The 25,415-nt window shown below is 61.4% G+C and carries 21 protein-coding genes; 17 read left to right on the top strand and 4 right to left on the bottom strand.

Annotated elements, in window-relative coordinates:
- Together LFT45_RS04370 and LFT45_RS04365 are read right to left on the bottom strand one after the other, a co-directional pair.
- Positions 1-1,782: a thiamine pyrophosphate-binding protein gene (locus tag LFT45_RS04370; RefSeq protein ID WP_236806956.1), complete on the bottom strand. Its 1,782-nt coding sequence runs from the start codon at positions 1,780-1,782 to the stop codon at positions 1-3.
- A gap of 46 nt (positions 1,783-1,828) precedes the next feature.
- Positions 1,829-3,217 carry an MmgE/PrpD family protein gene (locus tag LFT45_RS04365; RefSeq protein ID WP_236806954.1) on the bottom strand — a complete coding sequence of 463 codons (1,389 nt, stop codon included), beginning with the start codon at positions 3,215-3,217 and terminating at the stop codon, positions 1,829-1,831.
- A gap of 704 nt (positions 3,218-3,921) precedes the next feature.
- Between LFT45_RS04365 and LFT45_RS04360 the strand changes: the two genes are divergently transcribed.
- The 17 genes from LFT45_RS04360 (at position 3,922) to LFT45_RS04290 (ending at position 23,917) form a co-directional block, all read left to right on the top strand.
- Positions 3,922-4,548, top strand: a complete 627-nt coding sequence (locus LFT45_RS04360; protein WP_236806951.1) for a VOC family protein — start codon at positions 3,922-3,924, stop codon at positions 4,546-4,548.
- Between the two features lie 259 nt (positions 4,549-4,807).
- Positions 4,808-6,349 carry a Re/Si-specific NAD(P)(+) transhydrogenase subunit alpha gene (locus LFT45_RS04355; protein ID WP_236806949.1) on the top strand — a complete coding sequence of 514 codons (1,542 nt, stop codon included), beginning with the start codon at positions 4,808-4,810 and terminating at the stop codon, positions 6,347-6,349.
- On the top strand, positions 6,346-7,740 hold the full coding sequence (gene pntB / locus LFT45_RS04350; RefSeq protein ID WP_236806947.1) for a Re/Si-specific NAD(P)(+) transhydrogenase subunit beta: 1,395 nt from the start codon (positions 6,346-6,348) through the stop codon (positions 7,738-7,740). The genes LFT45_RS04355 and pntB overlap by 4 nt, the downstream gene beginning before the upstream one ends.
- Positions 7,741-7,873: 133 nt before the next feature.
- Positions 7,874-8,140, top strand: coding sequence for a hypothetical protein (locus LFT45_RS04345; protein ID WP_236806946.1), 267 nt, complete (start codon positions 7,874-7,876; stop codon positions 8,138-8,140).
- 340 nt (positions 8,141-8,480) lie between these two features.
- Entirely contained in the window at positions 8,481-8,747 is a 267-nt protein-coding gene (locus tag LFT45_RS23440; RefSeq protein WP_442863594.1) for an AMP-binding protein, read from the top strand.
- Positions 8,669-9,130 (top strand): AMP-binding enzyme, encoded by a 462-nt coding sequence (locus tag LFT45_RS23435; RefSeq protein WP_442863614.1) that lies wholly within the window; start codon positions 8,669-8,671, stop codon positions 9,128-9,130. Before LFT45_RS23440 ends, LFT45_RS23435 begins: the two co-directional genes overlap by 79 nt.
- A gap of 114 nt (positions 9,131-9,244) precedes the next feature.
- The gene (locus LFT45_RS04340; protein ID WP_236806944.1) at positions 9,245-9,757 is read left to right on the top strand and encodes an SRPBCC family protein; all 513 of its coding nucleotides are present in this window, start codon (positions 9,245-9,247) and stop codon (positions 9,755-9,757) included.
- Positions 9,758-9,885: 128 nt separating this feature from the next.
- The gene (locus LFT45_RS04335; RefSeq protein ID WP_236806942.1) at positions 9,886-10,779 is read left to right on the top strand and encodes an oxygenase MpaB family protein; all 894 of its coding nucleotides are present in this window, start codon (positions 9,886-9,888) and stop codon (positions 10,777-10,779) included.
- A complete protein-coding gene (locus tag LFT45_RS04330) occupies positions 10,766-11,248 on the top strand; it encodes a hypothetical protein (RefSeq protein ID WP_236806940.1) in 483 nt (160 codons plus the stop codon). Before LFT45_RS04335 ends, LFT45_RS04330 begins: the two co-directional genes overlap by 14 nt.
- Entirely contained in the window at positions 11,248-12,252 is a 1,005-nt protein-coding gene (locus LFT45_RS04325; protein WP_236806939.1) for a hypothetical protein, read from the top strand. Before LFT45_RS04330 ends, LFT45_RS04325 begins: the two co-directional genes overlap by 1 nt.
- A 288-nt stretch (positions 12,253-12,540) precedes the next feature.
- Positions 12,541-13,569: a DUF4192 domain-containing protein gene (locus tag LFT45_RS04320; protein WP_236806937.1), complete on the top strand. Its 1,029-nt coding sequence runs from the start codon at positions 12,541-12,543 to the stop codon at positions 13,567-13,569.
- A 177-nt stretch (positions 13,570-13,746) separates the two neighbouring features.
- On the top strand, positions 13,747-14,529 hold the full coding sequence (locus LFT45_RS04315; protein WP_236806935.1) for a hypothetical protein: 783 nt from the start codon (positions 13,747-13,749) through the stop codon (positions 14,527-14,529).
- A gap of 124 nt (positions 14,530-14,653) precedes the next feature.
- Complete coding sequence (locus LFT45_RS04310) at positions 14,654-15,982, top strand: RES domain-containing protein (RefSeq protein WP_236806927.1); 1,329 nt, start codon at positions 14,654-14,656, stop codon at positions 15,980-15,982.
- A 1,145-nt stretch (positions 15,983-17,127) separates the two neighbouring features.
- Positions 17,128-20,697 carry a MobF family relaxase gene (mobF, locus tag LFT45_RS04305; RefSeq protein WP_236806925.1) on the top strand — a complete coding sequence of 1,190 codons (3,570 nt, stop codon included), beginning with the start codon at positions 17,128-17,130 and terminating at the stop codon, positions 20,695-20,697.
- Positions 20,698-20,709: 12 nt separating this feature from the next.
- Complete coding sequence (locus LFT45_RS04300) at positions 20,710-21,264, top strand: hypothetical protein (RefSeq protein WP_236806923.1); 555 nt, start codon at positions 20,710-20,712, stop codon at positions 21,262-21,264.
- Positions 21,265-22,122: 858 nt separating this feature from the next.
- Entirely contained in the window at positions 22,123-22,884 is a 762-nt protein-coding gene (locus tag LFT45_RS04295) for a hypothetical protein (RefSeq protein ID WP_236806921.1), read from the top strand.
- Positions 22,885-22,927: 43 nt separating this feature from the next.
- A complete protein-coding gene (locus LFT45_RS04290) occupies positions 22,928-23,917 on the top strand; it encodes a hypothetical protein (RefSeq protein ID WP_236806919.1) in 990 nt (329 codons plus the stop codon).
- Between the two features lie 603 nt (positions 23,918-24,520).
- Here LFT45_RS04290 and LFT45_RS04285 read toward each other — a convergent pair.
- Positions 24,521-24,952: a hypothetical protein gene (locus LFT45_RS04285; RefSeq protein WP_236806917.1), complete on the bottom strand. Its 432-nt coding sequence runs from the start codon at positions 24,950-24,952 to the stop codon at positions 24,521-24,523.
- Positions 24,942-25,415, bottom strand: a complete 474-nt coding sequence (locus LFT45_RS04280; protein ID WP_236806915.1) for an ImmA/IrrE family metallo-endopeptidase — start codon at positions 25,413-25,415, stop codon at positions 24,942-24,944. The genes LFT45_RS04285 and LFT45_RS04280 overlap by 11 nt, the downstream gene beginning before the upstream one ends.

Here is a 25,415-nt window from a genome sequence, read left to right as displayed (position 1 = left end):
TTACTCTCCTGTATTAGCGGTTTCTACGGGGCCTGGCTTCCAGGTCTCGTTGAAGTTTGCCGGGTACGGGTACCAGATCGCCCGCCACTGGGGTGTCGAGAGCTCGGTGTCTACGCTGATGAGGGTCGGACGGCCCGAGGCGAGGGCCTTTTCGAGCGCGGGCTTGTAGTCCTCCGCCTTGTTGACCCTGATCGCCTCGGCGCCCATTGCCTCGGCCATCGCAGCGTAATCAGGTCCCCAGAGTTCTTCCTCGCCCACCTTGCGGTAGTCACACATCGACTCCCGGCCATAGACCTTGAGCATCGTTTCGCGCTCGATCTGGAAGGACCGGTTGTCCATGACGACCCAGACGATGGGAAGGTTGAGTTCGACGGCAGTGGGGACGACGGTGGCGCGCATCAGGAACGCGCCGTCGCCGAGAAGTGCGATGGCGGGCCCGTTGTTGCTTGCGATGCTGGCGCCCAGCACCGACGCCGCGCTCCAGCCCATCCTGTGCATGAACCCGGAGTGGACGACATTGCGGGAAGACGCCGGCATGAACGACGGGCCGAAGCTAAGCAGGTTACCGGTGTCAAAGTGAATGGAAGCGTCAGGACAATTTTCGGCAACCACCGAAGATGTATCCCAAGTGACCCTGGCGTAATGCAGCGGGGCGATGTCCGAAGTGCGCATATGCTCGGTTTCGGCCAGCCATTCGTTGCGCTTGGAATCCAGCAGCGCGGTCCACTCGGTCTGTTCGGTGACCCCGGCTTCACGGGCACGGGCAGTCAACGCTTCCAGAGCCAGGCGGGCATCCGAGGTGATGGCGACTTCAGTCGGGTAAGCACGTCCAAGTTCGCTGGTGTCGATATCGATGTGGATGAGTTTGGTGTTGGTCGGAATATCGAACAGTGTCCAGCCGCCGGTGTCGATGTCCGTAAAGTGCGTGCCAATTCCGACCACGACGTCGCTGTGTCGAGCACCGTAGTTTCCTTGGCCTGTGCCGGCGCGGCCAATGCAACCGAGGGAGAGCCTGTGGTCTTCGGGGAAGGCGGCCTTGCCGGTCGGAGTCATCGCTACCGGGATACCAGTGGCTTCCGCGAATTCGAACAACGCGTCGTATGCTCCGGAGTTTGCAATTCCGCTTCCCACGACAATGGAGGGCCGTTCTGCGGACTTGAGCAGCTCCACGGCCCTGGCGACGCCCTGGGGGTCTGCCGAGGGGCGGTGGCAGACCATGTAGGGTCGCGGATCCGGAAGGTCATCCGGGATGAGCGTGTTCTGGATGTCGAAGGGAATGGCCATGACGACCGGGCCCGGGCGTCCGGAGTGAGCGGTCTGATAAGCCTTCAGGAACATGTCGATCACTGTGTCCGGGCGTGTCGCCATCAGTGACTTCTTGCTGATCGGCCGCATAACGCCGGCCCAGTCCTCGGGGCTGTCGCGGTAAAACTCCTCAATACCCCCTCGGTCGAACCAGTGCGTCGCCCCCACGCCGGCTAGGATCAGCATGCCGATCGACTCGTAGTATGCAGTGGCGATCGGCGGGACCGTGTTCATGTTCCCTGGTCCGACGCTGGTGGTCACGATCGGCAGCGGCGGCTTCCGCTTGCGGCGCCAATAGCCGTCAGCCAGCTCGATGGCGTGGTCCTCGCTGCGCACTGCGACGCTGCGGATATTGGTCTCATGCACCAGGGCGTCAAGCAACGCCCAGTTGCCGTGACCGTTCAGACCGAAGACCACCTCGGTCTCCATTTGTTCCAACAGGCGAGCGATTGCCTGTGCGACAGTGATTTGTCCCATGAAATTTTTCCTCAATCAGTTCTTTAGCCGACCCCAACGGGGCTGGTCACTGGACATTGCCTACAAGTCGGCTCTCGAAGAGTCCTACACGCGTTGGCAGGGCATCCGCCGACGGCAGCGAATCAATCCGCTGCAGTGCATCAAAGAGCTCCCGGGCCTCTTCGTCCGAATGCGTCTTTTCAGTGCACTCGCGGAATTTCCCCCAGAGTTGCTCCGCGGTCAGCGGGTCGTCTGCGTGGCCAGGAACGCTGGCAATTGGACCGCTCTCGATCACCTCGCCGCTGCGGAGGGTCATCTTGACGGACTCTGTGGGCGAAAAAACCGGATCCCGCTCGTCGACTTCATCGACCGGGATGAGTTTCACCTTTGGATAGAAAGCCTGCAGGTCGGGCCGTTGGACCACCTCGTCGGCCAGCTCAGGTACTCCCATCTTTCCCAGAATCACGGCTGCCGCTATTCCGTACTGGCCGCTGAATTCCGCTTCCCACCGGGTCTGCGGCCTCTCGTAGACGAGACAGGTCACCTGTCCCCTTCCCATGCGGACCTCGACAGACTCGACATCTTCCGGGTTAATCCGGCGTTCGGCCAGCATCTGCACGGTCCCGTTGAAGGACCGGTGAAGGAAGTAGCAGGTGGGATGCAGCTTGATCAGGAGCTTGTGCTTGGGCAGGTACCACTCTTTGCCCAGCTTCGACTCAGAGATTAGATCGGGCGTCCGATCAGTTGAGAACGCCATCAGGAAGCCCTGCACATTCTCGATCGCGTCCGGTCCGGCCGTCATCCCGGCGGCTGCCAGGCGCGCCGCTTCCAGGCCGAACCGGGCCGCCATTCCCGCGTGATAGCCCTTCATCATTGACCCGAAGTTGGAGAAGAGTCCCCCGGCATGGCTTCCGGCGATGGCGACGGCGGTAGCCGCCTGTTCAGCAGAAAGCCGACGCAACACAGCGCCGGCCGCAGCTACGGCCATGACACCGAACACCGACGTGGGATGCCAGCCTTTCGCGTGATAGTTGCGGTCGCGCCGCCACAGCTCACACCACACCTCATAGCCAGCGACGTAAGCGGTCGTCATGTCCTTACCGGTGGAACCGAGGACCTCTGCTTCAGCAAGGATCGCGGGAACTAGAACCGCACTCGGGTGGCCCGACATGGATTGATCGTCATAGTCCAGGGAATGCGCAATCGCGCCAGCCAGCAGTGCCGCGTCCGGCGCGGACACGCGCCGATCCGACAGACATGCACGGGCCTCCGCGATCCCTGACGGCTCAACGAGGGTCCTACGAACTATTTCTGCGACCGGCTGATCGAGACCGACCATCACGACCGCCACCGTGTCGGTGAAGGCATCGCGGACCATGGGCAGAACCTCCGGAGGCAGGTCCTCGTATTTCACATTCGCCAGAAACTGGCCGACGTCAGCAGTCAATGAGCTCACGGTTCTCCTTTGATCGTGTAGTAGCGGAACCCACCCTTGCAACTGGCCGACCGTGTCTGAAGTACGCTTCGCCAGCACCAGGTGTTCCGAATATTGTACAAGCATTCGTAATTACAAACGCCAATTTACCCAGCCCCGCCATTGCCGTCAAGTAATTTATCGAGAGCCAAGCCCGCTCGGACGGCGCCTCCGCAGTGGAGGCATATTCGAAGACGGACCCGAATGCGAGCCCTAGGGCTGGACGCACCCCGGCGAATCCCACGCCGCGGACCGAAGCGAGATTGCACAGGTGCTGCCAAAGAGCCAGCCCTTCGTCGAGGACCGGCCGCCATTGGTGCGAGCTGCCGCTCCGCGGACCCACCCAATGAGCGGGTAGCGACGCAAGGCGGAGGTCCCCTTCCTAATCAGCCGCGCGGGAACACTCCGGAGGGCCACAGCATGCCACGTCGCGTCACGGCTCCGCGGGACTCGCCTCCGTTGATGCGATGATTTGCGTTCACCGCGACGCTGCCACCGAGGGCGCACCAGATGCCTGAGAGGAAATATGATTGCGGCTTGTGATTATGAACGACGGTACGATATGTTGAACAACAGGGCGACGATGGCCGCTTCGTGCTAGAGCCGCCTAGGCCTCCTGTACCGAACGTCGCGTCAGGGCCGCATCGTCAAAACAACCGCAATTAATGTCAAAAAGGCAGGCTTCCATGATCGTAAACCGTGACGGCGCTCCGTTCCCGGACATTCTCGGCCGACGCATTCAGGTCAGCATGGTCGTGAAAGACATCGAGAGTGCCGCGCTCTTCTGGTCTGAGCAGCTGGGCGTCGGACCGTGGATCATGATCGAGGACGCGCTCGAGGGCCGCCCCTTCGTACACCGGGGTCGCGACTCGCCCGTCGACATGTCGCTGGCGCTCACCTATGCGGGGGAAACACAGTTCGAGTTGATCTCCCAGCGCAACGATGCACCTTCGCCCTATCTGGAGTTCCTCCAAACGGGCCGGGAGGGCGTGCAGCACCTGGAATTCTGGCCCGATGACTACGAACGATCGTGCGCGGCGCTCGAAGCGGCCGGTTTCGTCGAGATCAGCTCCATCCACCTGCCCGACGGAACAAAGAATGCTAGCTATTTTGAGAGCCCCGGTTTCGTGGGTGTGGTCGTGGCAGTCGTGCCGATGACACCGTTCCGCCAGACCTACATGAAGGCGATCGAGAACTTGGCCGCCACGTGGGACGGAAGCCGGCCGCTGCGTAAGTTCCCCACGCGCGCGGACTTCATTGCATCCGACGACTTCGCACAAGCCACAACTCCGCCCGTCACCCAGAGTCCATGACGCCGGAGCTCGGCCCGCACGGGGGATCGTCGCGCGCGCTACTGTGCGTTTAGCCACTCCCTGCAGGCGATCTTCGCAGTGAGTATTCTGCCTTGATCTGGCGTGCGTAACACCCATTCCGCAGGCCGCGCTGGCCGGAGATTCTCGACGGCACCTCTATAAATCTTCGCGAGCCGGGTCGCGACCGTCGCCGGACGCGCTCCGGACGCAGGAACCCGCTCGCATGCAGTAACTATCCAGAATTGAAAGGAGTCTTGCTGTGACCCGTATCGGTATCGTCCGCGAGGAGCCGGGGGAGTCGCGCGTCGCCGCCCCCCCGGCCATCGTAGGAAAGTTGCGTGCTCTCGGCTACGAGGTCCTCGTGGAGGAGGGTGCCGGAGCGCTGGCTTCCTTCCCCGACGCCTCCTATGAGCAGGTCGGCGCGAGGATCTCGTCGAGGGGCGAGGCCTTGGCCGCCGGGATCGTACTGAAGGTCAACGCCCCGACGGCCGAGGAGATCGAACTGCTCCCGGCCGGGACGACGATCGTGGGCCTGCTAAGCCCGGCGCTGCGTCCCGAGTTACTCTCCTCGCTCGCGCAGCGCGGCGTCACGGCACTGTCAATGGACGCTGTGCCCCGCATCTCTCGGGCGCAGTCGATGGACGTGCTCAGTTCGATGGCGAACATCGCAGGCTACCGCGCCGTCGTGGAGTCGGCATACGAGTTCGGTCGTTTCTTCACCGGCCAGGTCACCGCTGCGGGCAAGGTGCCGCCGGCGAAGGTGCTCGTCGCTGGCGCCGGTGTCGCAGGCCTGGCCGCAATCGGGGCGGCGTCGAGACTCGGCGCGATCGTCCGGGCGACTGATCCCCGTCCGGAGGTTGCCGACCAGGTGAGCTCTGTCGGCGGGCAGTACCTCGCGGTCGAAGTCGAGGAGCGGATGGACTCCTCGGACGGGTACGCCAAGACCACGAGCGAGGAGTACGGACGGCGCGCAGCCGAGATCTACACCGAGCAGGCCGCGGAGGTCGACATCATCATCACCACCGCGCTCATCCCTGGCCGGCCCGCGCCCCGTCTGATCACCGCCTCCGACGTCGCCTTGATGAAGCCGGGCAGCGTCATCGTGGACATGGCCGCGGCTCAGGGCGGTAACGTCGAAGGCTCCGTTGCGGGCAAGCGCATCGTCACCGGCAACGGCGTGGTCATCCTCGGCTACACCGACCTCCCGGGCCGCCTGCCCGCACAGTCCTCACAGCTCTACGGCACGAACCTGCTGAACCTGCTCACTCTGCTTACACCCGCCAAAGACGGCCTGCTGTGCCTCGATTTCGACGACGTGGTGCAGCGCTCCATTACTGTCGCGCACGAGGGGCAGATCACCTGGCCGCCGCCTCCAGTCGAAGTGTCCGCTGTGCCACAGAAGACTGAAACGCCCGCAGCCGAGCCCGCAAAGCCGAGGCGCAGCCTCGGCAAGGGCGGGCGCCTAGCCCTCACTGCGATCGGCGTCGCCGCTCTATTTGCGCTGCTGGCGGTCGCGCCGGCGCCACTTCCCCAGCACCTGACTGTGTTCATGTTGTCCATCGTGATCGGCTTCTATGTCATCGGGAAGGTCGCGCACGCTCTACACACACCCCTCATGAGCGTCACCAACGGGATCTCGGGCATTATCGTCGTCGGCGCGCTGCTGCAGCTGGCGACCGGGGATCCCCTCGTCCAGGTTCTCGGGGCGGTCGCAGTACTGCTGGCGAGCATCAACATCTTCGGCGGCTTCGCGGTCACGCGACGCATGCTCTCCATGTTCTCGAAGGGAGAGAACGCATGACCGACCTCGCCGGCGCCGCCTACATTGTCGCCGCCCTGCTATTCATCCTGAGCCTCGCCGGACTCAGCAAACACGAGACCGCCAAGGCCGGCGTCGTCTACGGCATCGTTGGCATGGTGATCGCCCTCGCCTCGGCCGCCTGGCTCACGGTGCAGAGCGCGTGGAACCAGCCCGGCGCGGCACTCGGAGTGATCCTGCTCGTCGTCGCAATGCTGATAGGCGCGGTAATCGGCCTCTGGCGCGCCCACGTTGTCGAAATGACAGGCATGCCGGAGCTTATCGCGCTGCTGCACAGCTTCGTCGGCGTCGCCGCCGTGCTCGTCGGATGGAACGGTCAGCTACACGACCCCGGCCTGGACGGGGTTCTGCGCGACATCCACCACGCTGAGATCTTCATCGGCGTCTTCATCGGCGCGGTGACCTTTACCGGATCGATCGTGGCATTCCTCAAGCTATCCGGGCGGATGCCTTCGAAGCCACTCGTACTGCGGGGCAAGAACGCCCTCAACGTCGGCGCGCTCGTCACCTTCGTCGGCCTCACGGTCTGGTACGTGATCACACCGCAGCTGTGGCTGCTCGTTGCGGTGACGGCGCTTGCCCTCGCGCTTGGCTGGCATCTGGTTGCCTCCATCGGCGGCGGTGACATGCCCGTCGTGGTCTCAATGTTGAACAGCTACTCCGGCTGGGCCGCCGCCGCCGCAGGCTTCCTGCTGAACAATGACCTGCTGATCGTCACCGGCGCGCTCGTCGGCTCCTCAGGCGCATACTTATCCTACGTAATGTGCAAGGCGATGAACCGCTCCTTTCTTTCCGTGATTGCGGGAGGTTTCGGCATCGAGGCGCCTAGGGGCGAAGAGGAGCAGCAGGGCGAACATCGCGAGGTGGACGCCCAGTCGGTGGCCGACATGCTCGGGAACGCGTCCAGTGTCGTCATCACTCCTGGCTACGGCATGGCCGTCGCCCAGGCACAGCACCCGGTAGCCGAGCTCGTGCACACGCTACGCGAGCGAGGGGTCGAGGTGCGCTTCGGCATCCACCCCGTAGCCGGGCGCCTTCCCGGGCATATGAACGTGCTCCTGGCGGAGGCCAGGGTGCCATACGACATCGTGCTCGAGATGGACGAGATAAACGACGATTTCACCAGCACCGACGTCGTGCTTGTCATCGGCGCAAACGACACCGTCAACCCATCTGCAGCGGACGACCCCAGCAGTCCCATCGCCGGGATGCCCGTGCTGCGCGTGTGGGAGGCGCAGAACATTGTCGTGTTCAAGCGCTCGCTCGCGTCCGGCTACGCCGGAGTGCAAAACCCGCTCTTCTTCAGCGAGAACGCGCATATGCTGTTCGGCGACGCGCGTGAGCGTGTTGACGACATCCTGCGTGCGCTCTGACCCAGCGGCGCTGGGTCAGCCTGTCGGGTTTCGGCCACCGCTCAGAGCGAATATCGCGGGCAGATCCATCGCTTGGCCGGCCGAAGATCTGTCGGGCAATCCCAAGGAGGCAATCCTAAAGATAGGAGGAAAAATGACCAGAATCTCGGAAGTCGGGACAATGAACCAGCGTCTCATTGAGGATTGGACTGCGTTGCCCGGCCTGGAGGTGGTGATCCGACTTGGCGGCAGAGCTATATGCTGTGGACTCGTCGACGCAGTAACAGAAGACGGCAACATTCTCTGGGTCCATCCCGCCGGCGGGGAGAGGAGGCTCTATGAGAAATCGCAGACATACGAGGCATGGACCGACGCACAGCATGGACCTCTTCTCTACCCGCTCCAGGGAATAGGCCGATGATCAGTGAAACCTACGCGGCCGGCAGGTAAGGCCCCGGCCGTAAATTGTGAGCCGGGCCGACAGGGCGCTGAAGAACCACCACCCAGCGCCCCACCACACCCCAGACCGCGCCACAGGCTTGGACCGCCGTTGCGAGTAAGTTCGACACGGCTGGCTGCCTGGAACAGATCCGCAAATACGGGTTCACCACCTTATTCGCCGTCCCCTCCATGCTCACGCTGATGGCTCAAACTCCGGGCTTCGCCGAAGCGGATACCTCCAGTCTTCGCCGGATCCCGGGCAGCGTGCACCCATGCCGCCAGGACTCGTAGGCCTCTGATCAGAACGGAACGTCCCCGTCATGGCCTCCTACGGAATGACCGAAGCCGGAGCCTCCATCAGCTTCAGGCGACGGACCGACGCCACTGGCAAAGCAGAATCATCCGGAACGCCGGCCCTGCTGACGGATGTCCGCGTTGTCTCCGCTGACGGAACTGAGCTCCCGCCAGGGGAAACCGGCGAAATCCTCGTCCGGGGACCCCACACCGCATCGTCTTACTGCCGGGCGCCAAAACAGCTGACGCAGCCTTCGTCGATGGTTGGCTTATTACCGGCGACAGGGGCCTGATCGATGCCGACGGTGATCGCGGCATCACCGGCCGCTCAAAGGAAATCATCATTACCGGCGGAGAGAACGTCGATCCCGCAGAAATCGAACACCTGATCGCCAGCTACCCCGGAATCCTGGACGCCGCCGTCGTCGGCCGGCCCGATCCCCTGTGGGGTGAAGTCATCACGCCGTGGTCGTGTCCGAGTCCGACGTGGAAGTCAAAGAGAGCCAGGAATACCTCCGTCCTCATCTGGCCAGGTTTAAGCTGCCCCGCCAGATTCAACGGAGCGAAGAACTGCCCCGCAGCCCGGTCGCAAAACTACTGCGGCGCGAACTGCACATCCTCCCCCGGACCACAACTAGCCTCAAGTCGACTCGGAATGCAGAAGGACACAGCATGACCGCCGCCACCCACGAAACCGAGCCGTCCGAGCAAGCAACCCTAGGCCTTCTAAATCCGCGCGGCTGCACTGCAAGGACGCTCCCCAAATGCGCCCGAGTGCCAGAATAACTACATGACCTCGCGGCTCTTCGACCTCAGTTCCACCTGGCACCTCCCCGCCCCACCGGAGGAAGTGTGGACGATAATCGCAGACATCGACATGAGTTGGCCCCAATGGTGGCCGCACTGCAGCTTCGCTGCACCACTTACCCGGACAAAGGCCAAGAGCAGCTCACAGGAGGACATCCTCAAGGCAACCACCGCCTACCTCAACTTCAAGGCGTCTTTGGGTTACACCCTCACCATCAGCATCCACCCAACAGAGGTCGTGGCGCCGCGGGAAATCGACTTCGACGCCGGCGGCCACCTGCAGGGCATCGGGCGGGTAACCCTCATCCCTGAGAAAGAGGGCGAAGCAACGCGCATGGACATCGAATGGCGGGTCCGGCCAACGCAACACTGGATGAATTTCCTGACGCCGATCGCAGCCCCTGCGTTCACTGCCGCACATGCCCTGATGATGCGTCAGGGCGAAAAAGGCCTGATCGAAGCGCTGGCGAAACAGACACCCACAAGCGCCAAGTAGACCCGTCTACATACGACTAGCCACGCGAATACAACAGTCCTAACATGGAATCAGGTCAGCCGAGCTGGGGAGCCGCCGCACCCCCACCTTCGAGCACACTCTTTCAGCCAGGGGGAATGGGGGGCACGTTGAGCATCCATACGAGCCTCGCCGCCAGCCTCCGCCGACAGTTATCCGCCTCCCCGGATGACTGGGAAGCCACCTTCCGCAGTATGGTTCTCTTCGACCTTGCGGCAGACATGGAGCTGGGCTTCTTCCTCTCGTACTACCGCAATTTCGCCATCCCGAGCATAGCCTCCACTCTCCACGCGAACGGCGAAATCCAGCAGCGCCCGATGAAACGCTCCTACGACACCGCGATCGTCATCTACGAACTGATCGCTAATGGCCTGGACAGTGACCGTGGCCGTGACATGATCGCGTTGCTCAATCGCGTGCACCGCAACGTCCCCGGCAGCAAGGACGATTTCCTCTACGTCCTCCTCACGCTCCTGGTAGTTCCGATCCGATGGAGCCGGCGACATGCCTGGCGCCAGCCAACACCGGCGGAACTCGCCGCCGCCTCGCGCTTCTTCACTGAGCTTGGGTCCCGGATGAATATCGACGGGATGCCGGAGACCTATGCCGACGCCGAACAATTCTTCGACCGCTACGAAGCAGCGCATGTCGCTCCGTCGATTGAAGGCCAGCACTTGATGGACGCCACCATCCAGGTCTTCCAAAGCCGGCTCCCGCGCCCTCTGCGCGCTTTCGCCGGACAGATCATCAGCGTGATGCTCGACGACGGCCGACTTGTATCAGCGCTCGGCCTCCCTCGCGCCACCTGGCTCTCCCGTACCACCCTCAAAGGCGGGCTTGCGATTCGCAACGCTACCCGCCGCCGTCGGCCACTGGAACAGAAGCCTCATTTCACGCCCGGCAAGGCCGTCTCGTCTTTGTACCCAAACGGGTACTCCCTGGGCCAGATCGGCCCGATCAATGTCCCCCACTCCCCCGCGGCACGAAACAATGAACTACCGTGAAGCCCGGAAAATAGCCCGACGGGCCGAGCACAGTTTCGGCTTGCCTGGTGATGCGACGCTTCGTTTCATTCAGGACAAGCTGGAAATGCAACGAGGCAGGCCCATAACTGTCGACGAACTCCCCGGCTTGTCCGGATCAGAGTTGTGCGGTGTCTGGCTCATCTGTGCCGACCGCGACATAGTCCTGCACGCGCCAGCGAAATCCAGCTGGCACCGGCAACAGATCATCCTTCACGAGTTCAGCCACATGATCCTTCGCCACGATCTCGAGGTATCGAGTGAAGAGTTGGTCACCGCTTTCCTGCCAGACCTCGGTGTCGACGTACTCCGCGCCCTCGGCCGCAGCAGCTATACCGACGATTCCGAAGTCACAGCCGAGGCCCTCGCCGACCAGCTCGCAACGCGCATCATCAACAGCGCCGTCGGCAGCCTGCCCGAGCCTCTGGCCTTTCGCCGAGTTTTCGGCTGATGGAACTCGTCCCTGCAGCCGGCCTTTGGGTACTGACTCTTCTTCGGCTGCCCATCGCGTTCGATCGTGACCGCGGCAGCGTGTTCCGAGCGACCATCCTGGCCGCGATTGCCTGCACACTTTATGTCCCCGCCATCTACCACGGCATCGATCCGCTGCTCGGTGGCCAGAATCGGGTCGGGCTGGCCACCCTCTTGTCTCTCCTCCTCGGGTTTTGGCAGTTCCGAACTGCGATCCTGCTCGCTGCGGTCACGGATATAGAAGTACGACGGCGGCAACTCACCTTCGGCCGATGGGTTACGGTCGCCGCTTGCACAGCAGTAACTGCAGGTTTTCTCACCAGCCACGTAGATGCGACCGACCCCAACCTGCCACTGACATACGGTGATCAGCCCGGAATGGTTCTTTTCCTCTGGACCGGCTCGGCCTTCATCATGTGGGTCTGCCTCGACATAGCCCGGGTATGCAGAAGCAACGTTCCACATATGCATGCGCCTGCGTTTCGATCGGCGTTCACTCTCATCGCCATCGGCTGCATCTTGTTCGCTCTGGTCCTACTCGACCGGCTGCTCTATGGAGCGGTCATTAAGGTGGAGGGCACTGCCAGCCCGACCGCTGCTGTTCTGACCAGCTTCTATTGGGTCGGCGAAACGTGCGCCGTTCTTCTGGTCAGCCTCGGGCTTCTTCTCCCCCGGCTGGCGGGCCACCTCAAGAATGGCGCTTTCGGACTGCGCGTCAGACTTCTGCTCTTGGAGATTCGACCCATATGGAACCGTGTAGCCTCGCGCCAATATGAGTTGATATTGGAGGACCGACGCGCCAGCCGCCTCCTATTCTTCTGCCGGCACGCTGAAACCCAGTTGCATCGGCGTCTCGTCGAGATCCGCGACTGTGAAATGGCCAGCCCCGAAACTTCCGCGCGTCTGGACGTGCACGACCGATCCGTCGTCGAACGCGCCGAACTGGCATTGGAAAGGCGTTCCGGCGCAGGGCTTACCCAATAGCCTCGCCCAAATAATCAACGGTCGCTCGGGTCATGCCGCGGTGCCAAGAACTGCCCATGAATGAGCAAAAGCAACTTTGCTGTTTGTCATTCTGATCGCGTTCATCGCTGGGCAGGTCCTTCGGGCAACCAGGGCACTCCTCCGTCGCTTATGACTCGCGGACTCTTTGTTAGTTCCCAGTCAACCAAGTTGCACTCCGGATCCTAATGCCCAGCGATGGCTCCTATCAGAACGACGCCAAAATCTGACGGGCGCATCCGCGGTCCGCCGGGCGATGAAGGAGAAGAAATGGAAGAGCTCACCATCCGCACTCCTGCCGACGTTCTCAGTTTCGTCGGCCACACTCTGGGATTTTGGCCTCGCGAAAGCCTGGTCTGCATCACCTTGTCGGATAAGCACGTTGGCGCGACACTCCGCGTTGATCTGCCGAAGCCAGGTACTGAAATCAGCTACGCGCAGACGGTCGCGGGTTACCTGGCCCACGACACCAATGCGGAAAGTGTGCTCTTTGCCGTGTACACATCCCAAGAAGAGCACGCCGGTCCGGTCAAGCCCCATGCGGCAACCATCGCCGCGTTGACTGGCGCCCTCGCCGAACGCGGGATGTCCATCCGTGATGGACTCTTGGTAGGGGACGAAAGAGTCTCCCAATACGATGGAAGCCCTGAGGACGGTCGGTCTCTCCCGTTGGCCGCAACACAGTCCAGCCAAATCAACGCGGAATTCGTCTACCGCGGCAGCACCATCGAACCGACAAATCGGATCATCCTGCCAGCGTCAACCAAGGAGACCGAAACCACGGATGCTGTCCGTGACCGTGTAAAGGCACTCGGAGGCCTGAAAGTAGGGGAAGCGCTCGAGCAGGCCAGAGCGCGCTGGACGGAAATGCTTGACTCGAACAGCTACCCGGACCGGGAGGAAATCGTGAACCTGATTGCGGATCTCCAATTCCCCGTGATCCGAGACAGGCTGATGGCCGACATCCCAGGAATTGAGGAACGCATGGACCGGATCCTCCTCGCTCAAACCCACGACAAGCCGGAGTGGTCTAGAGTCGAATGGGCGCAGCAGCTGCTGCTCCATGCTTACACGCACAGCAGCACTAAGCACTCCGCCCCGATCCTCACGGCAGTAGCCTTCATCAACTGGTGGGAAGGCCGTGGCAGCAAGGCGCACCAGTTCCTGCAACTTGCTCTCGACGCCGACCCCGCCTACCACTTGGCCCGGGTCAGCGACATAATGATCGGCTCGGGAATGGTCGCCGGCTGGAATATGAACAAGGGAACGGCGTATCGGGATCCTGGGCTGGAAGCGTGAAATGTCCTCGTCCAGCTCCGACTCATGACCGGCATCGCGTACGTATCGACCGCCTGAGTTCAATGACATACTCCAGCTACTTGCGGTCCCCTATCCCCGTCGGCCGTAAATAAGATACGGGGTCGCGCGGGTCATAATCGAGACTTTTGTGTCGCTCCCCATGGTTAAATCGGGGACGTGATGCTCCCTTTGGTAACAGCGGCCGAGCAGGCGCCAGCCGCCGGAACAGACTTTCCTTTATCAGCGGCGATAGCCGCAGTGGTCTCTGTGTTTATTTTTTGGCTAGGTCAGGTGCTGACCCGCAACGCCGCCCGCAAGGAGCGGCAGCGCCAAGTGATTGAGGACTGGTTCCGCACGCTGTCGAAGTGGGTGGATGCTTTCGGATCGCCGTCAACCGAACCTGATTACAACTACCACGAACTGACGAACAGGCAAGTATTGGAGTTGAGCCTCACGAGAAAAAACCGATACCTTGCCTGGTGGATGCACGAGATGGCCGTAGCCGTGATCACCCGCCGGATGCAGGTAGCCAAGAACCCCGCTTCAGGGCCCGGTACCCGCGCCGCCCTAGACGCCATGCTCACCGACACCGGTGAACATCTTTTGGCCTGGCATCATGGCGAGCTCAAGAGCACAGACTTCCACATTCCTTATCAACTTCACATTCAGGCTAGGAATGCAGAAACTGACGTGCGAGGCTACGCCGAAAAGCTCAGGCTCTCCCCATTCGTGGAACCGGTGCGAATGAACTTCAGGCGGTCGTGGCAGCTACAGAGGCTCCTGCTCCGACCGGATACTGGCACCCCCATACTCAAGGAAATAAACCACTTCATAAGCGCACGGTACGCCGTCGTCGGCCTTTTGGTGGCCGTACCGGAACGACTTCTAAATGAGTTGCGCATCCGAGTGCTCCAACAGAAACTGGCACGTTTGCAGCGGCAGAGCAACAGACGAGGCTGAAAGCCCACCTATCCATCCGGCAATTCCGTACGGCCCGTTGAGTAGCATGAGCTCCCACTAGTTATGCCGTAAAAATTGCAACCCAAATCTAGAGCAAGGTACCTGACGTGCAACACTCATCCTCATGAGTGGAGCATCTGAGAGTTGGCTGGCGGACACCGAACGTGGTTACGCCACATTAGACGGCGCGGTGTGCCGTGCCCACATTACTGATAACCACCTCAAAGAAAAGCTGTCAGCCGCGGTCGAAGATGACGGAGCTGCCCTGTGCGTGCTCTGCTCCGCCGGCTTGGCAATCGTCGATCTTGTCCCCCTCACAGAACTTCAGCGGCACGTCATGGCTGTATTCACGTCGGTGTATGAGCCAGCTGAGAAGGCAGGCGTTCCTTGGGACGACGGATGGCAGGGAGCCGGAATCTCCGACCCGGCCGAGATCCTGTATGAGGTCTGCGAAAAAGCAATCGACGATCAGGTCTTTGACTCTTTCGTGGGAGTGCTGGAGGAGGCTGTCCTGGAGCAGGACTGGACGGAGAATAGGCATCCCTCCTCTCTGGATGCCGCCTACTGGGGCTGGGACCAATTTGAAGAAGATGTACGAACACGATCGCGCTTCATATTTCCCTCCAGCGATGTATCCTCGGAATTTGCTGCCCCCGGGCAGAGAAGCGAAAGCTTCCTGCAAGGCCTTCTGCCCTACGTCGAAAAAGAGGAGTTGGGCCTCGTTTCCATCGTGCCGGCCGGTACTCTCTTTTATAGAGGGCGGTTAGTCAGCGATGACCGAAGCACACTTGTGTCCGCTGCTGACCTCGGCCCAGCTCCAGCGAAACTGGCCGCCGTGAACCGAATGAGCCCTGAGGGAATTCCGATGTTCTACGGCTCCGCAACGCCGGAGACGGCCATCGAAGAAATCGCTACCCATGGAACTAGGAACTACGCGCGTATCGGTGCCTTCAAGAGCCAAAAAGATCTCAGAGTCCTGGACCTGACCAGGGACTTGAACATGCCATCGCTATTCGCCCCAGACGCCCTCGATCAATTCGGAGTGCTTCAGTTCTTCCGCAAGTTCGCTGCCAACGTCACCGCCCCGATGGGCCCCGACGATAACCCGAACCTGACGTACGTGCCCACGCAAGTGATCACAGAGTTCTTCAGATGGGTGCCGAAGACACCGATCGACGGTATAAAACTCAGAAGCGCTCAAAACGGCGAGGATACCTTCGTCCTGTTCCTAGATGCAGAAAGCGTGGAGGATGCTCCCGATGCTCGTGGAACAGCATCCGCGTCCCCGGGCCCCAATACCCTCGGATGGTTTGGCATCGACCCGATCCCGCCTGTGCTGACGTTGGACCCGAAAGATGTAAAGACCTACAAGCTCAACCGCAAAGTCACAGCCACGTTGGTGGAGCCATCGTCAGACAGTAAGAGGAGTCACTCGACGCTGACGACGCCGTAGGAAACGCGGAAGTACCTACCGCAATTCTTGATCGAGGACTTGCTTGCGGGATGATGGACGAACGGTCATAGGCATGGGTGGTCATGGACCTCAGCATCAGGCAAATGTCGGACGCAACTTTAAGCGGCGGGCAGGCGGCGACGATTGCAGTTTAAGCGCCGGCAGTACGCTGCCGGCGACAGCCGGCACCATGAGTGCGGGATCTCGGACCGGATGGCGGAGGAGATGGCAGGGGTGGCCCGAACTAAGGGGCTCATAACCGGGTCCAAACGCGGCAGCCTCCTGACTTGATCGGCCAGGCTCGCCACGGTCTCGGGTGAATGACGGCCGTCCGAGAAAGCCTAACGAACGCCCACATGAGCAGCTAGCTGGGTCACCGGCAGACAAGCAAGTGGCTCCTTGCTTCTTTCACATTGGAGCGTTGCCATCTAGTCCCGAGGGCGCAGCGAGCAGCTCTCCAATGGCCGCGCCAACGGCCCCACCAGCCTGGCTCCGGTCGAGTGCTGCGCTGGCTCCCAGCGTCGGCTCTACTTGCGACCACTGCCGCCTCACACCTCTGGCATCCAAGGCAGTCGCCGTGTGCAAGACTCACGGCGATCATGTCGCAAGATGGACCCTGGCTGATGAATCAACGTGGGCAAAAGAATTTGTGCCGAATGTCGGGAGGGCTTTGAACCGAGCCGCTCTTCTCAACGCTTCTGCTCTACTCGCTGCGCCAACAGACAGCGCGATCGTCGACGTCGGCAGCGCCTCTTGGGGTCAACACCGATACGCTCCGTGGCATCACGAAACGGCTCCGAACCAGCCCCGCCTAGGCGTCATGACAGAACAACCGCCGGACTGACTCGCGCCAAAGGCCCCAGCAGCAGAGTCGTGGATTCGCTTCACGCTCAGCTCCGGCTTCAAGCCGTTGACATCGACCGCCTCGAAGCCGAGGCCGGGGAGCAACGAGCCACCGCCCAGAACCTTCTCCTAGAGCTAGACCGGCTCCAAGCCATTCAGAAATCTGATGCCCAGGACTTGGTTCACCTAGCCGGCAGGCTACTGGCACTCAGTCGGGCGGCCGGCGTCGAACTAGAGCTCAGCACCAAGGAGTTGTTCCGCCGCAGAGGATGGAGCAGCTCTGCCCGCCGAGGACAACAGCCATGACCATGTCCATCGCCCGTCTTTCGGCACAGTCGGGCCTGAAGTACCTGTTCAAAACCACTATGATGGACGACCTAAAGGTCGATCCCGTGGATGCCACTAACTACTACATGAAATCGGGAACGCCGCCTGGCCGCTGGATAGGTTCCGGCATACAAGGAATAGGCCGGTCTGCCGGGGACGTCGTTACCGAAACGGACGCCAAAGCCGTCTTCGACCATGCCGCTCATCCGGACACCGGGACTCCCCTAGGCCGTCCACACGGCCAGCCGACGCTAGTCCAGAAGAGCGGAGGACGAACCGAAGCGCGTCACGCCGTCGTCGGCTTCGACCTGACGTTTAGTGTCCCCAAATCCGTTTCCGTCCTCTGGGCTCTCAGCCCACGGAGCATCCAGACCCAAATCCTCGAGACCCACCACCAAGCTGTCAACGCCACCCTGCAATGGCTTGAAGAGTCCGTCATCCACACAAGGGCGGGGCGCAATGGCGTTGCCCACATTGGCACCCGCGGGGTGATCGCCGCCGCCTTCGACCACTGGGAATCGCGCGCCGGTGATCCTCAGCTGCACACTCACACGGTCATCGCCAACCGTGTCCAGCGCATCACCGACGGTGCTTGGGTGACGCTAGACTCGCGGACCCTCTATAAGGCTGCAGTCGCGGCCAGCGAGCACTACAACGGCCTCCTCTTCGACGCCCTGCACGGCAACCTCGGCACCGACACCGACTTCCGCAAGCCGGCCGCGAACACGCACAATCCCAGCCAGCAACTCTTTGGCGTCGACGATGCCCTAATTCGCGAATTTTCCAACCGCTCCCGCCTCATAGATCTCGAAACCGACCGGCTCGTTGCCGAATGGGCTGCCGGCCACGGCACTCCCCCATCCGCGACGACCATCATCAAGCTCCGACAGCAGGCCACCCTTTCAACCCGTACGGCCAAATCGGAAGCGGTCGTGCCGCTCCACGAACTTTCAATGCAGTGGCAGAAACGGGCAATCGACAAAGGCTTCAGCCCAAACCATGTTCTCGCCGCAACCGTTCGGCGCTCTCACAGAACCCCATTCCGCTCCTGCGACTTCGCACCGTCCTGGGTCGACGCCGTCGGGTCACTGGCACGGGAGCGTGTGGCCAGGAAACGCGCCACCTGGAACCGGTGGAACCTCCTCGCGGAAGCCGAACGTGTCTGCGCGGAAATTCGCTGCAAGACAGCGGAGGACCGTAACGCCATGATCGATGCCGTAGCTACGGCCGCGGAAAACCAGTCCGTGGCGCTCAACGAGCGTCGTTACACAATCCCGGTCAATGCGCATTCTGATACTCATTTCGCGGGACATTCGGTCTTCGATTTCCAGGGCTCCCGCCTGTTCACGGATGCAGGAACTCTGGCCGCTGAGGATGCCGTTATGGACGCAAGGAACGACGACGGCGGCCCGGCCGTGAGCGCGGACGTCACCATGGAATTGCTCGCCAGCTACAAGCACCACGGGCGTCTTGAATTGCACATGGATCAGCGGGCGGCTGCGGCCACCGTTTTGCTCAGCGGCAACCGACTCGACGCCATCGTCGGTCCCGCCGGTACCGGCAAGACCACCACACTCGGTGCGGTCAAGGCAGCTTGGGAAGCAGCATTCGGCACCGGCACCGTGGTTGGTTTGGCGCCGGCAGCTGCGAGCGCCGAGGTTCTGGGGCGAGAGCTAGCGCTGACAACTGAGAATGTCGCCAAATGGCTCTACGAGTCCGCCGGCCAGGGAGCGGCCAACCGCGCGGGCCAGTTCTTCGACGCGGAGCAACGCCTTATCAGTCACTCCGGCGACCAGCACCCCAACGCCGTCCGGCTGGCACAGAAGGCGGCATGGCTCGCTGCCGAACAGGACAGGTGGCGTTTTCAGCAGAACCAGCTGGTCGTCGTCGACGAGGCCTCCATGGTGTCCACCCTTCAACTGGCTGCCCTTGCCCAGCAGGCTCGGGACGCCGGGGCGAAGGTTCTTCTCGTGGGCGACCCGGGACAATTGGACGCCATCGACGCCGGCGGCATCCTTGGCTGGCTAGACCGTCAAGGCAAGACGTCCCGGCTGAGCACTATTTGGCGGTTCGAACAAGCCTGGGAGCAAGGGGCATCCTTGATGCTCCGCTCGGGTGATTTCTCCGCAGTTGCCGAATACAACCGTCACGGACGCCTGCGACACGGCTCGTACCTGGACATGGTCGATCACGCCTATCTCAGTTGGCAGGCCGACATTAAGGCGGGCAAGTCCTCCATTCTCATTGCAGCCGAGAATGACACGGTGAGCATGCTCAATCAGCGCGCTCAGGCCGACCGGGTTATCCAAGGTGACGTAGACGCAGAACACGCGGTACCCATCAGCGACGGATCTCATGCAGGCCGCGGTGACGCAGTCATCGCTCGCCAAAATGACCGCACCATCGTGGACAGTAACGGAGACTTCATCCGGAACGGAACCATGCTCGACGTCGTCCGCGCAGTAAAGCGCGACGGGTCCCTCACCGCCGTTCGCCGGGATACCGGTGCAACCGTTTCCTTGACCCGCGCCTATGTTGAAAGCGCAGTTGAGCTGGGATACGCGACAACTGCCCACCGTTCACAGGGGCTGACAGTGGACACCGGACACACCGTGGTTACGCAGGGGCGTCTCACGCGCGAGCTGTTATATGTAAGCATGACCCGTGGGCGCACGGGGAACCATGCGTATGTCAGCGAGAGCGATCCTTTGGACGACGAGCCCTTGGATCCCGCCCTGCAAGCCACCTGGCAACAGATCCTTGGCGAAGTCCTTGCTGCCGAGGGCGCCGAACGAACGGCCCACGAAGTCCGCGATGCGGAGAGGTCGAAAGCGGACAGCTTGCAGCGTCTCAGTGCTGAGTACGACTATCTCGCGCAAATCGCAGCCGCCGAGGACTTGGCGACGTTCCTCGCGCAGCACTCCCCTGGATCAGCGGCTGAGCTGCAGCAGTCTCCATCCTGGGGCGCAACTGTCGCTGCCTGGCGCCGTTCTGCTCAAGTCAGCCGTCCAAGCGCCCAGCGCGTGGTGATCGCCGCTTTGGGAACCAGCGGATCGGCCAAAGACATGGCAGCCGTCGTTCATTCCCGACTCCGGCACTTCCTGTCCGAGATGCCCAGCATTGAGGACGATCCATTAGCCCCACTGCACTCCGCACGTCCTGACCTGACGCATATGGTCAACCAGGTCCAGGAGCGGATACGAAACAGGATGCATCACGTCGTCAGGGCCGCCCTGACGTGTGACACCGAATGGAAACGGAACCTTGTCGAGAGTCTGGGGTCCGATGTGCAACCAGAGGAATCACACGACGTCGTACGCCGCGTCGCGATCTACAGGGACAGGTGGGGCGTCGACGATTCTCCACTTCCCCTGGGACCGGTTCCCGCTGCGTACGAGTGGGAGCAACGGGAGCAGCGTGCGGGCATTGACCACGTCATTGGTCCAGTGGCTCGCCCGCCAGCCGTGCAGCCTCAGCGTCAGGTTGGGATTGGAGAACGGGTTACTCAAGCGGAAAGCCTTATCAATGTCGGCTGGCAGCTCTAAACTGGGCGCGAAGTGGATGCGAACCCAGTCCTGAAGCCGAAGCTTGCGACACCTGCATTGATCGTCGTCAGTGTGGTCATGATGGTCTGCGCCATTTCTCTTCTAGCATCTGTTGCAGCAACTTGGCCGTCGCAGTGGCTCTCCGTGATGGCGGCTCTTGCATTCCTTCTCGCCACGACCACTGTTGGTGCAATCTGGCTGTCCCGGGTACGTCGGCTGCGTACTTGGACGGCGGTGGCAAGGGAACAGTGGAAGAACTTCGATGAGGCGAAGCGCGTACACGGCACGACGGCAGAGGTCACCATTCTGAGCGTTGATGCCCTTGAACCCACGGGCTCTTGGATCACCATCAGGTGGAACCGCTTTGACCACGTGCAGAGCGCTTGGCTCGAGGCCCTGCACGAACCAATCTGGCCCGGCTCCGTGCTACTTATTTCACCGGACCCTGCTCAAGTCAGGCCGGGTGCGCCGTGGCCCACAACGTACTATTTACCTGCTTCAGATTGCCTTGCATGGGCTCCCGCGGCGGTCAGCAAGCCTTCAACGCCGCATTTGCTGTGGTACTGAAGCTGAAGGCTGAGTTTTTTCTCGTTGCACATCGTGGGTCACTACAGGCGTATCGGACATGTCCACGGAGCTACACGGGTTGAATCCCGCTCTAGCGGAAGGGAGAACACAGCTTGAAGCAGCCACGTTCCATCAGCTTATGCAGGCGGATTTGGGGCACGACAACTTCGACAAGAAGCTTGACCGTCGCCTTCAGCTGATTGGCCGGCTGAACGATGAGGCGCGCGGAAGCGAGGGGCGGCAAAAGGCCCCACCGAAACGCACTAACCAAGACCCATTCCTAAGCGGAGGGGTCTTTCGGGCACATCGCCGCTCATGATGAACCACACAGGTCGCGATCTTCCAGAGCGCGGGTCGAAGCCAGGGATTGGCCGGCAAGTGCCGCCACTGCGGCGACAAGCGCGAGTGCCCGTCTGGCCATGAATGTCATCTGCTTTCCCTTTCTGCGAGTTTTTTGTTGTCGGGCATGGCCACTGCCGGCGGTGCCGGAGCAGCGTCGTCAAAAATTCAGGCTCAGCACCGCTATTTGCGCAACACGGCGTACACCACTGTCATAGGCAGCACTCCGAAGACGATCGGCACCACCAACACGCATCGTTTCTATTTCTGATTGGCCAGGAAGACGGCCTTAAATGGGCTTTCGGGCATCTGCACAGGGGTCGGATTGGTTCGCCCCATAGTGGTTGTTTGCCGCGGACTAGGTTTCGGAGACTGTGTAGTTGGTGAAGTTGCAGAAAACTACCAGCGAGACTATGGGTGGTAGCGATGACGCCGTTCATCGCTTCTGGCCGGGGCGACGGACATGGCGGTTCGGTAGTGTGGCTGCGGGCGTTCCATCCGGGTGCGAGCATGGGTCGTATGGCAAAGGAGAAGCAGGAGCGCGCTCCGCGGTCCGAGGTCGAGGTCTGGTCTTTGGGGCTCATGTGGGTTGAGGCGGCAGAGATGCAGTGCGCACGGTTCCGCCGCGTCTCAGCTTTCAACACGATTGCGCGGACGGAGGCGGGCCATAGGTCGCTGGCTGCGCTTAGGCCCGAGATGCGCCACGGCCCGAATCCGCCGGTGCTCGTCCCGACTGTGGGGATGCACATGCAGCAGAGGATTGAGCGGACGTTCCTGCTTTCGGCGATCAACAACGTGTTCCGTTCGCAGGACAGGCTCCCTGAGAGGCCGAAGACTGCTATGGAGGAGGAGTCAGTGTTGAAAGACCTCCGGAACATTTCCGAGCACTGGGACGAGTACGGGAGGTCGGCGAAAAACATCATGGAGACTGAGCATGCCAGGAAGTTCTTCGAGATTCAGGAGAAGCTCGCCGCCATGGCTGGGCCTGAGGATCTGGCGCGGTTTCGGAGGCTGGCAGAGGAAGACCTATGGGCGGTGTTCGAACTGCCCTTCCCGGACAACGATGAGGTGTGGCTCTCCGGCATCCCGCTCACGCGGATCCGGGTTTGGCTCATCGAGGTCAGGCAGTGCTTGGAGCAGGCGCTGCGCGCGGAAGGCGTGCGCGTGCCGGGCATGATGGATTCGCACATCGACGGTGATGATGCGACGCCATGGCCCGGGGAGCGGAGGCGGTACCGGCTCTGGGCCGAGGACATGAGACAGGTGCCGGAGTGGCGTTAGGAGCGGGGACCGGAGCCGAACCGGCAGCACTTAGGCTGGACGAATGAAAACTCCCAGCCGTGGTTATGGAGAAGGGTCCGAGCATGCCGGGTGGCCATTCGGCGACAGCTTTCGGAGCCACGACGACCTGGCGGCACACCTCCACCAAGTTGGCCAGCGGCACGCCCGGCGCGCGCTGAAGCTGTACACGTCAACGGATCAGTTCGAGATGCTGGACGCAGCCTTCAGCGTCGGGTCAGCGGTGGAGCTTCTCGCCAAATCGCTGCTCGCTTCCGTCTCGCCCACGCTGCTGTTGTCCGAACCCCTCGACGTCGGATCGATCCTAAAGTTCTCCGGGGCGAAGGCTCCCGGATTCGGCCGGCCCGATGCCGTCACCGTGAAATCCATAGACGCCGGCAAGTGCATCGATCGACTGAAGCAGCTCAAGATGTCCCCACCCTGGCTCGCCACCGACAAAGCAGTCTTCTGGCTGCGCAATGGCTCAGCCCACATGGGAGTCGTGGACCAGAACACCCTGCGGTCCGCGATGCGTCCCATGGTTCGCTTCGCTGAGTTCGTCCGGGAGCACTACGATCACCCGTCCGACCGATGGTGGGGTCCAGAACTGGATGAACTGGCCCGTGGCATCGCCCAAGCTGAAGCAACGCAGTGGGATGAGATTGTTCAGGCCAAGATCGCCGCTGCGAAACTGCGCCTGAAGGAACTTCAGCAAAGCCTTCCTGCATTCTCTACGGAGACGATCCTGAAATCGATGTCTGGGCGTTCGCACACGAGCGTCGAGCACGACGAAGATCAAGACTGCCCGGCCTGCGGATACACCGGAAAGGCCATTGGGGTGATCCTCGAGTACGGGGTCGACGCGGATCATTACGACGGGGGCGTCACCTACTACAGCCGGATGGGTGTCACGCATTTTGAGTGCAGCGTTTGCAATCTCGAGCTCACAGATGAGTTGGAAGTCAGTGCGGCGGGTCTCCCGACAGAGATCGACTACGTGGACGAGGACTACGAGCCGGCGCCCTGGCCGGAATAGTGCGGGAGCCGGGGGCGGCGCCACCGAGGCCAATATTTGGAGCAGCTAGGAACGATCGAGAAAAGGAATCTACATATCACGAGTTGAGTGGACGCGATATAGCGGCGAAGACATTGAGGCTGTGGTTGCCATGTTCATCAGCGCAGAGTATCCGGAAGCGGAACGAATCACTCCGTCCATCGGCGACGGTGGCATCGACGTACTGGTCAAGACCTCACGACCGGCGCTGGCTGCGATGCTGTCTGTCCGGCCCAGCCCATCGGTGTTCCGACCAGGTCAGTCCTGTCTCGGGTGCGGATCCAGTGCGCGTGACGGCGAGCAGTGGCACCTGGTTCACGACGGCGGTGGCGTCCACGGTTCCCCGAGGTGTGGAAGCCTAATCACTGGACCCACTCTCTCGTCCGTTATCCACATACCGGCAGTCCTGCTCTGCCGATATCCGACTAATACGGCCGCAATTTATGTACACAAATTAACTACATAAAGGGATGACCACTAGAGGGCCGAAGTGGAAGCATCTTTTGGAGAGTTGTCCAAAGGGCCTCCTGCATCAACTACGTGTCGCCGGACAGGTGCCACCGCACCCGACCAGGGCCAGTGCCCTCAGCCGAGCTTGAACGTGTGAACGATGCCGTTGAACGCGATAAGGGAAACCCCGAGCACAACAGCCGCCACCAGGACGAGCTGCAACAGAAAGTCCAGGCCCCAGTGAATCCAGAATATGGCCTTGTGATCCTTCTTGAACTGAACCATCCGTGCTTCAGGCGTCCGATACCGCGGATATAGCGCGTTCGCGTAAATCCGGTAGAAAAAGAGGAACGGCGTCAGGTGCTGGATCATTCCCAGTGCACCAACGCCTGGCAAGTGGGAGCCGTAGCTCGGCGCTGGCCGGGAGCCCTCGGGATCGTCGTGATCAACGGGAGTCTTAGGCGTTTTTTCAGCCAGGCGTCGTGCGGCGTCTATGTCAGCGCCGCCAGCGGGAACCTCTTGCTCGTCTTCTGCCGATCCGGCTACTGCTGTTGCCTCAGACTGCAACCTTGATCCTCAGGGTCCTCAAACGATACTCCATAGATTCTGTTGAAACGCGGAAAAGCCTGGCCAGCGAATAAAGGTCATGATCCTGGGCGTAGTACTCCAGCTCGTCTTCAGGCATGAGCAGGGCTGCGGCGAACGTATTGGCGTAAACCTCGTGCGGGTTGGTGCCATGTGCGGAGAGCGTGTCCCGATTGTCGATGTAGCCGATCTCAGGGGTGCCTCGGCGTTCAATGAAATGTCCGAGCTCATGAGCGCAGGTAAACCGCCGGCGGTGAAGGTGGTGATTCTGATTGACCGTTATCTGGGCCGCTTGCCCTGGAGCCTTGTAGATGAAGCCGGCCAAGTCGTCGTTGAGGTCGGCAGCGAAGACCTCCGCTCCAAGCTTCTCAGCGAGCGCCGTCGCATCCACGGGGAGGGGAACTTCACCGTTCTCGTCTACCCAGTATTCGTTCAGCACCCTCAT

Origin of the sequence: Arthrobacter sp. FW305-BF8 (genome assembly GCF_021789315.1) — a bacterium.
In the GTDB taxonomy this organism is placed as follows: Bacteria; Actinomycetota; Actinomycetes; order Actinomycetales; family Micrococcaceae; genus Arthrobacter.
Note: the sequence above shows the minus strand (reverse complement) of the source record. Positions and strands in the feature narration are given on the sequence as shown.